Annotated in this window: 11 protein-coding genes and 1 riboswitch; of the genes, 5 read left to right on the top strand and 6 right to left on the bottom strand. The window is 62.2% G+C overall.

Annotated features, from left to right (window positions below; translation table 11 throughout):
• Positions 1-77: 77 nt before the first annotated feature.
• The 3 genes from AC1DUY_RS19105 to AC1DUY_RS19115 form a co-directional block, all read right to left on the bottom strand.
• Positions 78-1559: a M20 family peptidase gene (locus tag AC1DUY_RS19105; RefSeq protein ID WP_478116258.1), complete on the bottom strand. Its 1482-nt coding sequence runs from the start codon at positions 1557-1559 to the stop codon at positions 78-80.
• Positions 1560-1590: 31 nt separating this feature from the next.
• A complete protein-coding gene (ppa, locus tag AC1DUY_RS19110; RefSeq protein WP_175369480.1) occupies positions 1591-2145 on the bottom strand; it encodes an inorganic diphosphatase in 555 nt (184 codons plus the stop codon).
• Positions 2146-2248: 103 nt separating this feature from the next.
• Positions 2249-2758, bottom strand: coding sequence for a GNAT family N-acetyltransferase (locus AC1DUY_RS19115; protein ID WP_068737851.1), 510 nt, complete (start codon positions 2756-2758; stop codon positions 2249-2251).
• 279 nt (positions 2759-3037) lie between these two features.
• Between AC1DUY_RS19115 and AC1DUY_RS19120 the strand changes: the two genes are divergently transcribed.
• Both AC1DUY_RS19120 and AC1DUY_RS19125 read left to right on the top strand, forming a co-directional pair.
• Positions 3038-3922 carry an alpha/beta hydrolase family protein gene (locus tag AC1DUY_RS19120; RefSeq protein ID WP_478116261.1) on the top strand — a complete coding sequence of 295 codons (885 nt, stop codon included), beginning with the start codon at positions 3038-3040 and terminating at the stop codon, positions 3920-3922.
• A 22-nt stretch (positions 3923-3944) separates the two neighbouring features.
• The gene (locus tag AC1DUY_RS19125) at positions 3945-4367 is read left to right on the top strand and encodes a thiol-disulfide oxidoreductase DCC family protein (protein WP_478116263.1); all 423 of its coding nucleotides are present in this window, start codon (positions 3945-3947) and stop codon (positions 4365-4367) included.
• 8 nt (positions 4368-4375) lie between these two features.
• Here AC1DUY_RS19125 and AC1DUY_RS19130 read toward each other — a convergent pair whose 3' ends face one another.
• Positions 4376-5629 (bottom strand): flavin monoamine oxidase family protein, encoded by a 1254-nt coding sequence (locus AC1DUY_RS19130; protein ID WP_478116265.1) that lies wholly within the window; start codon positions 5627-5629, stop codon positions 4376-4378.
• Between the two features lie 93 nt (positions 5630-5722).
• On the opposite strand from AC1DUY_RS19130, the gene maiA reads away from it, so the two are divergent.
• A complete protein-coding gene (gene maiA / locus AC1DUY_RS19135) occupies positions 5723-6388 on the top strand; it encodes a maleylacetoacetate isomerase (protein WP_231078520.1) in 666 nt (221 codons plus the stop codon).
• A 193-nt stretch (positions 6389-6581) separates the two neighbouring features.
• Here maiA and typA read toward each other — a convergent pair whose 3' ends face one another.
• Positions 6582-8405 carry a translational GTPase TypA gene (gene typA / locus AC1DUY_RS19140; RefSeq protein ID WP_089266528.1) on the bottom strand — a complete coding sequence of 608 codons (1824 nt, stop codon included), beginning with the start codon at positions 8403-8405 and terminating at the stop codon, positions 6582-6584.
• Between the two features lie 232 nt (positions 8406-8637).
• A complete protein-coding gene (locus AC1DUY_RS19145; protein WP_478116268.1) occupies positions 8638-10191 on the bottom strand; it encodes an alkaline phosphatase D family protein in 1554 nt (517 codons plus the stop codon).
• 145 nt (positions 10192-10336) lie between these two features.
• Positions 10337-10526, top strand: a riboswitch (cobalamin riboswitch).
• Between the two features lie 106 nt (positions 10527-10632).
• On the opposite strand from AC1DUY_RS19145, the gene AC1DUY_RS19150 reads away from it, so the two are divergent.
• On the top strand, positions 10633-12915 hold the full coding sequence (locus AC1DUY_RS19150; RefSeq protein ID WP_478116270.1) for a TonB-dependent receptor: 2283 nt from the start codon (positions 10633-10635) through the stop codon (positions 12913-12915).
• 2 nt (positions 12916-12917) lie between these two features.
• On the top strand, positions 12918-14366 hold the full coding sequence (locus AC1DUY_RS19155; protein ID WP_478116272.1) for a PepSY domain-containing protein: 1449 nt from the start codon (positions 12918-12920) through the stop codon (positions 14364-14366).
• The last annotated feature ends 42 nt before the right edge of the window (positions 14367-14408 follow it).

Here is a 14408-nt window from a genome sequence, read left to right on the forward strand (position 1 = left end):
CGAAGCAATCCAGTTCTTGGCTTTCTGGATTGTTTCGCTGTGCTCGCAATGACGGCTGAGGGGTCGACGCAGAACTCTTACTTCGCCGTATTCTCGATCAACCGTCGATAGAACCGGATCATGTCGGCGTAATTCGCGACGCTCAGCCGTTCGTTGGTGCCGTGAAAACGCTTGAGGTCTTCCGACGTCGCGCGCACCGGCGAGAAGCGGAAGATGTTGTCGGTGACGTCCGTGTAGTGCCGGGAGTCCGTCGCCGCCACCATCAGACCAGGCGCCACCAGCGCATCGGGGAAGATCTCGCGAATGGTCTGATTGAGCGCGCGATAGGACGAGCTCGCCGTGCCGGTCACCGGGGGCGGATCGGTATTGCCGGGGAATGGCGCAATCGAAATCCTGTCGTTGCTGACTGCGCTGCGTACATGTTCGGTAACGCTGGCCTGTGTATCGCCGGGCAACAGCCGGAAATTCACCGTGGCCTCCGCATTGCCCGGCAACACATTGTCCTGCTCGCCGGCCTTGAAGATCGTCAGCGCCGTGGTCGTGCGAACCGTCGCCTCGGTCGGGCCGCTCTTCTCGAATTCGCGCAACAGCAGCGGCTTGAACAGCCACAGATTGGACAGCACCACGCGGTTGAAGCCGCTCATCTCCGGCGCGATCGTATCGAACATCTCGCCGACCGTACCGCGGATCTGCATCGGCAGACGCTTGTTTTCGAGCTGGGTCAGCGCCGCGCTCATCATGCCGATGGCGGTTTCGCGCGGCGGCATCGACGAATGACCGGGCGTGCCATGCGCCGTCAGCACCAGCGTCGCATAGCCCTTCTCGGCCACGCCGATCAGCGCCATCGGCTTATCGAGGCCTTTGAGGATGCCCTCAGTGATCAGCAGGCCTTCATCGAGTACGAAATCGAGCTTCACGCCACGCGATTTCAGCAGCGCAGCGATCGCCCTTGCGCCGCGGGTGCCGGAGACTTCCTCGTCATGGCCGAAGGCGAAATAGATGGTGCGCTTGGGGCGGAAACCCTGCTTCGCCATCACCTCGGCGGCCTCGAGGATTGAATACAAATTACCCTTGTCGTCCCAGGAGCCACGGCCCCAGATGAAGCCATCGGCGACGACGCCCTTGAACGGCGGTTGCTGCCAGTCTTTCTCGGTGCCCGGTGCGACCGGCACGACGTCCTGATGCGCCAGCAGCGCGATCGGCTTCAAAGCAGAATCGCTGCCTTCCCATGTGTAGAGCAGGCTGTAATTGCCGACGACTTCGCGCTTCGCCACGGCATGGAAGGCCGGGAAGCTCGCCACCAGATGCGCCTGCATCGCGCGCAGCGGTTCGGCAGCCTGATCGGGATTGAGAAAATTGGAAATGGTCGGAAAGCGGATCGCCTCTGCAAGGCGCTCTGCGGCTGCCTGCTCATCAACCGGCGCCTTTGCCGCGGCGGTCACCTGAAGCTGCCGCGATCCCCCGGTGAACGTCTTGACGAGAACGATGCCTGCAAGCAGCAGAACGGCCGCGATGACGATCAGCGCGGCCGTTCGGAGCAGTTTGATCCATCGGCGCATCGGAAGTCCCCTTCTGCTACGCCGGTCTCTGTTACTTGGTCTTGGCGGCCGATTCTTTTGCAGATTTGGCGCGCTCGACCCCTTCGAGGATCAGGCGCTGCGCATCGGCAGCATCGCCCCAGCGCACTACCTTCACCCACTTGCCGGGCTCAAGATCCTTGTAGTGCTCGAAGAAGTGCTGGATCTGCTGCAGCGTGATTTCGGGCAGGTCGCTGTAGTTCTTCACCTTGTCGTAGCGCTGGGTCAGCTTCGAGGTCGGCACGGCGATGATCTTCTCATCGAGGCCGCCTTCGTCTTCCATCAACAGCACGCCGACGGGACGCACGCTCATCACGGCGCCCGGCACGATGGCGCGGGTGTTGGCGATCAGCACGTCACAGGGGTCGCCATCGCCGGACAAAGTGTGCGGGATGAAACCGTAATTCCCCGGGTAGCGCATCGGGGTGTAGAGGAAGCGATCGACGAACAGTGCGCCGGATTCCTTGTCCATCTCATATTTGATGGGCTCGCCGCCCACCTGGACCTCGATGACGACGTTCACTTCATGCGGCGCCTTGGCGCCGAGCGGGATTGCGTCAAGACGCATCAAACACTCCAGATTTCATAGGACAGGTTGCGACAGGCGTAGCCGAGCGAGGGCCCGGATTCAACGCCTGCGAGACCAGAAAATCATGAACCGGCTTAATGGCTTAATTCGTCCAGGCGAATGCCACTTTATCGAGCGATTTTGCGCCGAAACGCTCCGAGGAGCGGGCCACCATGCGGCCACCCAGAGCGCGGTAGAACTCCGTGGCGCCCTCATTGTCCGACAGCGCCCAGATCACCATGCTCTTCAGCCCGCTCTGCACGAGATCGCGCTTGGCGGAGGCGAACAGCCGGCGGCCGAAGCCGAGGCCCTGGAATTCCGGACGCAGGTAAAGTTCGTAGATCTCGCCTTCGAACTGCAGGCTGCGGGCGCGGTTGCGACCGTAATTGGCGTAGCCGGCGACCTTGTCACCGAAGCACAAAACGCTGACGCGGCTGCCCTTGCGGATCGCCGAATCCCACCAGCCGGGACCGCGGCGGTTGATCAGCTTTTCCAATTCGGGGCCCGGGATGAGACCTTGATAGGCCGCGCGCCAGGCTTCGTCATGGGTGGACGCCACCGCGGCTGCATCCGCAGCTTTGGCCGGCCGAACCTCGATCAGGGTTGTGCTCATGAGGGGATCAAAGCAAGTCGGCGGGCGCTCTTCAAGGTCCATCGTTAATTATCGGTTAACGTGTGGATTTTCAGCATCAGTTTACCGAAAGAGTTGTATCGAAAAAGGACAGAGCTGCATCCAATGCGCGCCGAACGCCATGTTTTCCACTGCTGGCACGTATCGCGCGAGTCGTGTCGCAGTTGCACACGCGTATCGATGTGCACAACTGCATCGATGTGATTCGCGGCGTGTAGAGTTCGACAGGCATTGCGTCCGCACGAAAGTCCCTGAGCGCTCATGAAACACGTCCAAGCGCTTTGCCTGCTGGCTGCATTGCTCGGAAGCGCCGCTACTGCCGCAGCCCAGACATCAGGCGCGCAGGCCCCGGAAGAAGCGCCGCATCGCCGGCAGGTCTGGTCGGTAGCGTCGCCCGATCCAAATACCAGTTCCCGCGCGGTGCTATTCCGCCCACCCGGCAATGGCCCGTTCCCGCTCGCTGTCATTGCGCATGCCACCACGCAGAATGCGCTGCGCCGTGCGCAGATGCCGCAACCGGAATATCGCGCACTGGCCTCCTGGTTCGTTGGGCGTGGCTACGCCGTGCTGGTGCCGGAGCGCCCCGGCCATGGCTTAACCGGCGGGCGCTATCTCGAAGACCAGGGCGGCTGCGACAATGCCGACTATCTCGGCGCCGGCCGCACCACGGCGGATAGTATCGCCGCAGCGATGACTGACATTCGCAAACAACCCTTCATTCGCAGCGCCGGCACGATCGTCGTCGGCCATTCCGCGGGCGGCTGGGGCGCGCTCGCCATGGCCGGCGCCAATCCGCAAGGCGTCAGAGCGATCATTGCCTTTGCCCCCGGACGCGGCGGCCATGCCAATGACCGGCCGAATGACGTCTGCGCGCCGCAGCGCCTGATCGCCGCTGCCACAACCTTCGGCAAGACGGCGCACGTGCCTGTGATCTGGCTCGTCGCGCGCAATGACAGCTATTTTTCGCCGGACTTGTCACGCCAGCTAGCGGATGCGTTTCGCAAGGGTGGCGCCAGGGTCGATGTCCACGAGCTGCCGGACTTCCGGAGCGAAGGCCACTGGCTTGCGGAAAGCGACGGCGGTGACGACATCTATGGTGCCGCGCTGGACAAGGCGCTGAAGGCAATCACGGCGAGGAAGCGATGACGCGCAAACCTGCGCAACCGGAATGGACAGTGCAGTGACCGAGCCTTGGCCCGATGACAATGTCATCCTTTATGACGGCGTCTGTATCTTCTGCTCGCGCTGGATCCAGTTCGTCGCCAAACGCGACACTGATCATCGCTTCCGCTTCACTCCGATCCAGTCCGACTATGGCAGCCGCCTCGCCCGCCATTTCGGCATCGATCCCGCCGACCCCGACACCAATGCGGTGATCCATGGCGGCGCGGCTTATGTCAGATCAGATGCGGCGCTGACGGTGCTGTCGACGCTGCCCGGCTGGCAATGGGTGCGCGTGCTGTTCGCCGTGCCGAAGGCGCTGCGCAATCCGGTCTACAGCCTGATCGCAACGAACCGCTATCGGATTTTCGGAAAGACCGAGGCGTGTATCGTGCCGGATGCGGCGATGAGGGCGAGGGTGATGGAGTAAGCGAGCTTCTACGCTTTGCTCTGGTTGCCTGTGGCCAGCACTTCCTTCGCCGCCCGCTCTCCACTCTCCCGCGCCCCATGCGCCGTCGAGAAGAAATTCGGCGATGTCGCTTCGCCGGCAAAGAACAGCCTGCCATCCACCGGCGCCGCGAGGACCGCGCGGGCATCGGCATGGCCGGGCTTCGCCGCCGAATAGGCGCCTTGCGCGAAGCGATCATGTCCCCAGCGGGATTCCGCGAGCGGCGTGAGCTTGCTGCGGATGTCTGAGCCGAGCAGCGCCACGATCTCGTCTATGCTTTGCGCGGCGAGTGCACCCTCGCCCGCGTCTTCCAGGTCGCGTGCGAAACTGCCCCCGAAGAAGCCGGCGATGCAGGGGCGGCCGGACGGGCGCAGATGAAAGCTGCCGACACCGGTGCGCATGGCGGCGCCGCGCAACCCGATATCCGACGGCCACTTCTCCGCGTCGGAGAGCGCCAGCATCACCTTGTTGTCGGCGCCGAGCGGCAGGCCCACGGCGGCCTCGACCTTGCTGGGCAACGGCGGCGTGAAGCGGATATTTTCATTGGCGATGAGATTGGTCGGCACGCAGACGATGACTTTCGCCGCGCTGAGCGTGCCGCGCGACGTCTCGATGCGGATGCGCGCGCTGGAATGATCGATAACCGTGACTTCGGTGTTCAGCGCCACCGGACACGGCGCGCCATAGGCCGCAATCAGCGCGCCATAGCCATCGGGCAGGCGCCAGTTGATGTCAGTGTCCTCATAGGCATCCATGTCGTGCAGCGACACGTGTTTGAGCTCGAAACCGTTGATATAGGTGGAGACCGCATCGATCATCGGATTCCACGGATTGCCGGGCTCGAGGCAGGTCGCAGCAGGCGCATCGATCTCGTTTTCCGCGGCCTCCTCGGCGCGCTCATAGAACGCGTCGATCGCGGCGAAGAACTCATCGCGCTTCGCCTTTGAGAAGGCGACGTCATAAGCCTGATCGCGCCACGGCGGGCGCGACTTGTCGACGGCGAAGCCGAGCTCTTTCGCGATGCCGACGAAGTCATTCTTGTCGGCGGAGTGCAGCCATTCACAGCCCAGATCGAACGGAATGCCGGGGGCCGCCATGATTGTATGGGCACGGCCGCCGATCCGGTCGCGCGCTTCCAGCACAATCACGGAGAGCCCGGAACCTTCCAGCATACGCGAGGCGCCGAGGCCGGCAGCGCCGGCTCCGATGATGGCGACATCGACTTCGGAAGGCAGTTTAGTCATCGCGTCGGTATTCACAGCGGATGGGAAACGGGTGACAACGGGATAAAGGCTTGCTTGAATTATTCAAGCCACCGCTGCCCTCGGAGAAGATGCATGACAGCCCCACACGATTTCGAACTCTACGGCTTCTGGCGGACGTCCGCGACCTATCGCGTCCGCGTGGCGCTCAACCTGAAGGGATTGGAAGCGCACGAGCGCGTGATCGACCTCGACAAGGGCGAGCAGCGCGGCGACGCGTTCCTCAAGATCAATCCGCTCGGCGCGATTCCGGCCCTGATCGAGCCCGGCCACCTGCCGCTGACGCAGTCGCTGGCGATCCTGGAATTCCTCGACGAGATCCATCCGACCCCGCCGCTGCTGCCGAGCGATCCACACGGCCGCGCACGTGTGCGCTCGATCGCCGCGATGCTGGCCGCCGACACCCACCCGCTCATTACGCCGCGTGTTCGGAAATATCTCGCCATCACCGCCGGCTTTGACGATGCCGCAGTTCGCGCCTGGCTGGTGCACTGGTTCACCACGGGCCTCGTCGCCGTGGAGAATCGCCTCGCCAGCGAGCCCGCCACCGGCCGCTTCTGTCATGGCGACGAGGTGACCATCGCCGACATCTGTCTGCTCAGCATCACCGCAACCATGAAGGTGCTGAAGATCGAGATTGCAGGTATTCCAACCATCAATCGCATCGTCGCTACCTGCGAGGCGATGGACGCGTTTGCGAAGGCCGATCCGTTGAAGCAGGTGGGAGCGCCGGCAAATTGACGCCGCCCTCATCCTGAGGAGCCGCGCAGCGGCGTCTCGAAGGATGGCCACAAGCGTCGGCGCGACACCAACTCATGGTTCGAGACGGCACTGCGCGCCTCCTCACCATGAGGGGCGGAGTGAAGGCATCGCACCAAACAAAAATGCCCGGCTTTCGCCGGGCATTTCGTAACCAGTCAAAGAATGCTCTCGCTTACGCGATCACTTCCTTGGTCTTTTCGGCGCGCTTGCGGTCGTTGGCATCGAGATGCTTCTTGCGCAGGCGGATTGACTTCGGGGTGATCTCGACCAGCTCGTCGCTCTCGATATAGGCCAGCGCCTTTTCAAGGGTCATGCGGATCGGCGGCGTCAGACGCACCGCTTCGTCCTTCGACGTGGTGCGGATGTTGGAGAGCTGCTTGCCCTTGAGAACGTTGAGTTCGAGATCGTTCTCGCGGGTGTGCTCGCCGATGATCATGCCCTTGTAGACCTTCCAGCCCGGCTCGATCATCATCGGGCCGCGATCTTCCAGCTTGAACATGGCGTAGGCCACCGCTTCGCCCTGGTCGTTGGAGATCAGCACGCCATTACGGCGGCCGGCGATCTCGCCCTTGTAGGGCAGGTAGTCGTGGAACAGGCGGTTCATGATCGCGGTACCCTTGGTATCGGTCATGAGTTCGCCCTGATAGCCGATCAGGCCGCGGGTCGGCGCGTAGAACACCAGACGCAGACGGTTGCCGCCCGACGGACGCATCTCGATCATCTCGGCCTTGCGTTCGCTCATCTTCTGAACGACCACGCCGGAGAATTCCTCATCCACGTCGATGACGACTTCCTCGACCGGCTCCAGCGTGTTGCCGTTTTCGTCCTTGGTGAGAACCACGCGCGGACGCGACACCGACAGTTCGAAGCCTTCGCGGCGCATGTTCTCGATCAGGATCGCGAGCTGCAATTCGCCGCGGCCCGACACTTCCATCGCGTCACGATCGGCGGATTCGACGACCTTGAGCGCGACATTGCCTTCGGCTTCGCGCAGCAGGCGGTCGCGGATCAGGCGGCTGGTGACCTTGTCGCCTTCGGTGCCGGCGAGCGGCGAGTTGTTGACGATGAAGGACATCGACACGGTCGGCGGATCGATCGGCTGCGCCTGGATCGGAATTTCAACCGACGGATCGCAGAAGGTATCGGCGACAGTGCCCTTCGGCAGGCCGGCGATGGCAACGATGTCGCCAGCTTCGGCGAGTTCCACCGGCTGGCGCTCGAGACCGCGGAAGGCCAGGATCTTGGTGATACGGCCGGTTTCGACGACCTTGCCGTCGCGCGACAGCACCTTGACGGCCTGGTTCGGCTTCACCGAACCGGCCGAGATGCGACCGGTGATGATGCGACCGAGATAGGGGTTGGCTTCCAGGATGGTTCCGAGCATGCGGAACGCACCTTCTTCAACCACCGGCGGCGCGACATGCTTGATGACGAGATCGAACAGCGGCTTCATGCCGACATCATGCGACGCATCCGGGCTGTCGGCCATCCAGCCGTTGCGGCCCGATCCGTACAGAATCGGGAAATCGAGCTGGTCGTCGGTGGCGTCGAGCGCTGCGAACAGGTCGAACACTTCGTTGACGACTTCGGTGATGCGGGCGTCCTGACGGTCGACCTTGTTGATCGCGACGATCGGCTTGAGGCCGAGCTTCAGCGCCTTGCCGACCACGAACTTGGTCTGCGGCATCGGGCCTTCAGCAGCGTCGACGAGCACGATCACGCCATCGACCATCGACAGGATGCGTTCGACTTCGCCGCCGAAGTCAGCGTGGCCCGGGGTGTCGACGATGTTGATCTGGACTTCATCCCACAGCACCGAGGTGCACTTGGCGAGAATGGTGATGCCGCGCTCTTTTTCGATGTCGTTCGAATCCATCGCGCGTTCCTGGACGCGCTGATTGTCGCGATACGTGCCCGACTGCTGCAGCAGCTTGTCCACGAGAGTGGTTTTGCCGTGGTCAACGTGGGCGATGATAGCAATGTTGCGAAGGTTCATAGGTCTTCTTCTGGTTACGGTCTGGGTGCCCTTGAGCGGGTTCAACAAGACATGCTCGACAACAAAAGGCTTATGCCTTGCGCTCGAGCGCGTTCGATAACTGCCTCGTCTGAAAACGCGCTGGGGCAATCCCTCCAAAAGCAAACCCGGCCAGAAGGGGCCGGGTACTCGGACGCGTTGCGGCGCAATATAGGGGGAAATCGCCGAAAAACAATGCGAATCTGCCAAATGGTTAGCCCAATTTCGGGTCCAGAACCGTGGCCCAAAGGGCCATATCGGCCCGATCCCGCAAGGTAACGGTCATTTGGCCGCTTTGGCCGTCGATTTTGACGTGACCGAAGAACTGCATGCCGGCCGACGGGGGCAAATTCTGCTTATCGGGCCCCGGCGCCTTCACGAAACGGACCTCGGGACCGAAGGTATTGTCGAGCGCCGCCGGCCCGAAAGTTCCGGCGTGAAACGGGCCCGAAACGAACTCCCAGAACGGCTCGAAATCCTGAAACTGCGCCTTTTCCGGATTGTAGTAATGCGCCGCCGTGTAATGCACGTCGGCGGTCAGCCAGACCGTGTTGTGGATACCGGCCGATTTGATGAAGCGCAGGATATCGGCAATTTCCAGCTCGCGGCCCCGCACTGGCCCGTCGCCCTGCGCAATGGCCTCAGACCCGGTTTTGTCGGCAGCGTTGTCATAGACGACGAGGCCGATCGGCATGTCGGAGGCGATGACCTTCCAGGTCGCCTTCGAGGCCATCAAGGCGCGCTTCAGCCAGGCCATCTGCTCCGGGCCGATGAAATACGCATCCGGACCATAGCTCTCCTGCAGGTTCGGGCCGTTGGGGCCGCGATAGCTGCGCTCGTCCAGCATGAAGACGTCGAGATGCGGGCCGTAATTGAGCGTGCGATAGACGCGGCCGGGTTCGGTCGGATTGACCGAGATCGGATACATCTCGTGAAAGGCACGGGCACCGCGCGCCGCCAGGAGCGTGATGTCGCGCTCCTTGTAAGACGACGGCAACTGCTTCGAGAGCGACCAGTTGTTGGTGACCTCGTGATCGTCCCACTGGCCGAAGATCGGGACCTGCGCATTGAAGGCGCGGACATTGTCGTCCAGCAGATTGTATTTGTGCGCAGCGCGGAATTCGTCGAGCGTCTCGGCGACCTTCGCCTTTTCCGGCACCGTGATGGTGTTTTTCCAGATCCTGCCGTCCGGCAGTTTCGTTTCAGGCAGGATCGGGCCGTCGGCGTAGATGGTATCGCCGGAATGGATCAGGAAATCCGGATTGTGCTTGCGCATGGTGGCGAAGGTGACCATGCCGCCGTCCTCGGCATTGATGCCCCAGCCCTGCCCGGCGACATCGCCGCCCCAAACAAAGGACACATCGCGGCGATCCGCTGGCGCCGTGCGGAAGCGACCGACGACGGGCTCGCCGACGATCTCGGTATGCGAGAGATCGCGGAATTTGACGCGGTAGAAGATGTCCTGTCCCGCGGGCAGATTGTCGAGCAGCAGCTTCGCCGTGAAATCGCTCTCGGGCAGCGCCGTGATAACCGGCAACATGCGCGCATTACTGAAGGATTCGGTCGTGGCGACTTCCACCATCATTTGCGCTGGTCTATCCGCACGCGACCAGATCATGCCGCTGCTCGTCCCGACATCGCCGGACTGCACGCCATGCGACACGACCGGACGATCCGCCGCGCGGCTGAGGTAAGGCATCGCCAGGAAGCTTGCGCCTGCTGCGGCTGAGTGCGCGAGGAAGCGACGACGGGATAAACGTAGTGCCATGGCGAACTCCTGATCCTGGCTCTGGCACCAGTGGCTCTAGGCAGATCGCTTGACGCTGCGATGACAGGTGATGCGCAATATCAACACCCGCCAAAGCAAGCTGCGAATGATTGGCAGCTTGATTGACACATTTGGAAATTTCACCTTAACGTGAACGCGACGGTTCCCTTCGGGGATCAAAAGGGAATGCGGTGAGGGGGATCCCCCGATTCCGCGGCTGCCCCCGCAACTGTAAGCGGCGAGCCTGCGCCAAGAGCCACTGGGTGTTCACCTGGGAAGGCGGCGACAGGCAGTGACCCGCGAGCCAGGAGACCTGCCGCCAGTCGTGGTCACACGCGAGCACATTGGGCGGGGTGTCCTGGTGGAAGTCACACTGCCTGTTTGAAAGCGGCGGGGCGACTTGGTTTGCGGTGACGTGCCACGTAACCGCGAGTCCTGTTCATGACCTCCGTTTCTCCCGTTGCATCGAAGCGACATACTCCCTTTCTTTATTCTGTTGCTCTCTCCTGCTTGTTGTGTCCGAGCGAAAGCTGGTCGCAAACCTCACAGTCGAGCCAGACGCTCGATCCTGTTGTCGTTCAGCCGTCAGCGACACCTCAACGCGCACGCCGCGCCACGAACGGCAATGCATCGCGCGCTGCGCGCTCGCGGCAACAGCGCAATGTCGCTGCCAATACCGGCGCGCCGGTTGCCACGCCGACAGGCGCTGTCTTCGCAGCGCCGACGCTCAACCTCACAGGCACTGCATCCACCGGCAGCCGCCTCGGCCTCACGCGCCTGCAGACGCCGGCCAGCGTCGAAGTGATCTCGGCAGAAACCATGGCCGAACGCGGCCAGCAGAACGTGCTCGACGCGGTGACGCAGAACGCCACCGGCATCACCGCCATCGGAGATCCGGGCAATGGCGGCGTCGCCTACAGCACCCGCGGCTTCTCCGGCACGGATTCGGTGAAGATACTGCTCGATGGCACGCGGCTCTATGTCGGCGCGGGCACCGTGAACTTTCCGTTCGACACCTGGTCCACCGAGCGTATCGAGGTGCTGCGCGGTCCGGCCTCCGTGATGTTCGGCGAAGGCGCGGTCGGCGGCGCGATCAACATCATCTCGAAGATGCCATCATGGATTCCGCGCAATCAGGCCGAGATATCGCTCGACAGCAACATGGAACGCCGCATCGCCGTGGACAGCGGCGGCCCGATCAACAAGGACGTCGCCTATCGCATCACAGCCACCGGCAACATGTCGGACGGCTGGGTCGACCGCGGCAACAGCTCGAACATAGCGCTGCATGCTGCCGTGCAGGTCAAGCAGACCGAAGACGTGGTCTGGACGATCTCGACCGACTACGGCGATCGCCAGCCGATGCGCTATTTCGGCACGCCGTTGATCAACGGCCAGTTCGATCCGGCGCTGCGCTTCAAGAACTACAATGTAGGCGACAGCACCATCCGCTGGCAGGATAGCTGGAATCAGGTGAAGACCGAGTGGCAAGTGGCCGACGGCATCTCGATCCGCAACACGTTGTACTACCTGTACAGCAAGCGGCACTGGAAAGAGCTCGAAAATTATGCGTTCAATCCGGCCACCGGCCTGATCGACCGCAGCACCTATCTGGAAATCTTCCACGACCAGCAACAGATCGGCGACCGCTTCGACGCCACGTTCAAGGGCCATGTACTCGGGATGGCCAACGAATTCGTCGCCGGCTTCGACGTCAACCGCATCGACTTCAAGCGCTCGACCAACTCGCCCTATGGTGGATCGTCGTCGGTCGACGCCATCAATTTCAATCCTGGCCTGTACTTCAGTCCCGATCCGCTTACGTCGGACTTCTCCAGCGTGACCAACCAGTACGCGGTGTTCGCCGAGAACCGGTTGTCGGTCACCGAGCAACTGTCCTTAATCGCCGGCGTTCGCCAGGACCAACCGACCGTCGAGCGGACCGACGTTCGCAATGCCGCCAACAGCTACAGCCGGGACTATTCTTCGACCAGTTGGCGCGCCGGTGTGGTCTACACACCGATCAAGGATCTGGCCTTTTACGGCCAGTATTCGGTCGCAGCCGATCCTGTGGGCGGCCTAATCACGGCGAGCAACGCCAACGCCAAATTCGATCTGGCCACCGGCAAACAGGTGGAGATCGGCGTCAAGCAGTCGTTCTGGGGCGGCCGTGGCGAGTGGACGCTGGCGGGCTATCAGATCGTCAAGAACAACCTGCTGACGCCGGACCGAACCGACCCGACACTGACACGGGTCGTGCAGGTGGGCCAGCAGTCTTCGCGTGGCATCGAGGCCTCGATCGGCGTCTCGCTCGATTATGGCTGGCGCGTCGACGCCAACACCGCGTTCGTGCGCGCGAAATATGACGATTTCATCCAGAACGTGGGCGGCATCGCTGTGAACTACGCCGGCAATGTGCCGTTCAACGTGCCGCAGAACGTCACCAACGTCTGGGCAACCTGGGCCTTTGCGGCGAACTGGTCGGCCAATGCCGGCTTCCAGATCGTCGGCAAAACGTATGCAGACAATGCAAACACGCTGGAGATGCCGAGTTACACACTGGTCAATGCCGGCCTGCAGTGGAAGCCGGACGTCAACACCACAGTGTCGCTGCGCGTCTACAACCTGTTCGACAAGATCTACGCGACGTCGAGCTACAGCGACAATCAGTGGATGCTCGGCATGCCGCGCACCGCCCAGCTCGCCGTCAACGTGAAATTCTGAGCTTGTCGCGCAAGCTGACACGCACACTCCGGCGGTGGCTGTATATCGGCCACCGCTGGATCGGCATCGTCACCTGCCTCTTCTTCGCGATGTGGTTCATCTCCGGCGTGGTGATGATGTATGTCGCGTTTCCCGGCCTCTCCGATAAAGAGCGGCTGGCGGCATTGCCCGATATCGTCTGGGAGAAAGTGGCGCTCTCTCCCGACGAGGCGATGAAGGCTGCCGGTGCCACGCGCTATCCGCGCGAATTGCGATTGAGCATGATCGCCGATGAGCCGGTGTATCGGTTGACTGGCTGGGACGGCAAACGGCAGGCGATCTCCGCCGCCGATGGCCGCGCCATCACCGAGATCAACGAACAGCAGGCGCTCGCGGTTGCGCAGCATCATCCTGCCAGCAAATCGCCTCAGCTCGAAGAGACCGTCGATCGCGATCAGTGGAGTGTCACCGCACGCTACGATCCGCTGCGACCATTGTATCTGATCACACTCGGCGACGATGCCGGCACCAAGCTTTACGTCTCCTCGCGCTCCGGCGAGATCGCACTCGATACCAACCGCACCGAACGCGTCTGGAACTGGCTCGGCTCGATCCCGCACTGGATCTATCCGACCGTGCTGCGCAAGGACGGCCCGCTGTGGCGGCTCGTGGTGCTTTGGATCTCCGGCATCTGTTTGATCGTCGGCGTTACCGGAATCTGGATCGGCATTCTGCGCGTGCGCCTCAAGCGACGCTATGCGAGCGGTAATATCACGCCCTATCGCGGCTGGATGGCATGGCATCACGTCACCGGACTGATCGCCGGGCTGTTCGTGCTGACCTGGATGTTCTCGGGCTGGCTGTCGCTTGATCCCGGCCGCGTTTTTGCCGACCGCAATACGCCACGTGAGGTATTGCAACCCTATGCCGGCCACGACGCGCCTGATATCGCTGCGGCCATTCGCGCACCGGCCGATAAGCCCGCGGTCGAAGCACGCTTCGTATGGATCGACGGCATGCCGCTGATGATCGTCGCGAAGCGCGACGGCACGAAGATGGCGATCAATCCGACAAGCGGCGAAATCGCAAGACTGTCGCAAGATCGTCTCTGGAAAGCCGCAACAATGCTGCTGCCGGACTCGCGCCTCGAAAGCCAGATAACCCTCTGGAAATATGACGCTTATTGGTATGCGCATCACAATGAGCGCGAATTGCCGGTGTTGCGCGCCAAATTCGATGACGACGCGCAAACCTGGTTTCACATCAGCCCGGTCACCGGCGACATTCTCGGCCGCGTCGACTCAAGCCGGCGTACCTATCGCTGGCTGTTCAATGCGCTGCACAGTTTCGATTTTCAGTTGCTGCTGATGTATCGCCCGGCCTGGGACATCGTGGTGTGGCTGCTGTCGATTCTCGGCACCATCGTCTCGGCGAGCGGCGTCGTGATCGGCTGGCGCTATCTCAAGCGCTAAAGCGTTTTCAAGCGAAGTGGTCCCGGTTCGCGTGAAGAAAAC

This window comes from Tardiphaga sp. P4_G1 (assembly GCF_056401215.1).

Coding starts and splice junctions, on each gene's coding strand:
- AC1DUY_RS19105 (WP_478116258.1), bottom strand. CDS start 1,559: ATGCGCCGATGGATCAAACTGCTCCGAACGGCCGCGCTGATCGTCATC.
- ppa (WP_175369480.1), bottom strand. CDS start 2,145: ATGCGTCTTGACGCAATCCCGCTCGGCGCCAAGGCGCCGCATGAAGTG.
- AC1DUY_RS19115 (WP_068737851.1), bottom strand. CDS start 2,758: ATGAGCACAACCCTGATCGAGGTTCGGCCGGCCAAAGCTGCGGATGCA.
- AC1DUY_RS19120 (WP_478116261.1), top strand. CDS start 3,038: ATGAAACACGTCCAAGCGCTTTGCCTGCTGGCTGCATTGCTCGGAAGC.
- AC1DUY_RS19125 (WP_478116263.1), top strand. CDS start 3,945: ATGGACAGTGCAGTGACCGAGCCTTGGCCCGATGACAATGTCATCCTT.
- AC1DUY_RS19130 (WP_478116265.1), bottom strand. CDS start 5,629: ATGACTAAACTGCCTTCCGAAGTCGATGTCGCCATCATCGGAGCCGGC.
- maiA (WP_231078520.1), top strand. CDS start 5,723: ATGACAGCCCCACACGATTTCGAACTCTACGGCTTCTGGCGGACGTCC.
- typA (WP_089266528.1), bottom strand. CDS start 8,405: ATGAACCTTCGCAACATTGCTATCATCGCCCACGTTGACCACGGCAAA.
- AC1DUY_RS19145 (WP_478116268.1), bottom strand. CDS start 10,191: ATGGCACTACGTTTATCCCGTCGTCGCTTCCTCGCGCACTCAGCCGCA.
- AC1DUY_RS19150 (WP_478116270.1), top strand. CDS start 10,633: ATGACCTCCGTTTCTCCCGTTGCATCGAAGCGACATACTCCCTTTCTT.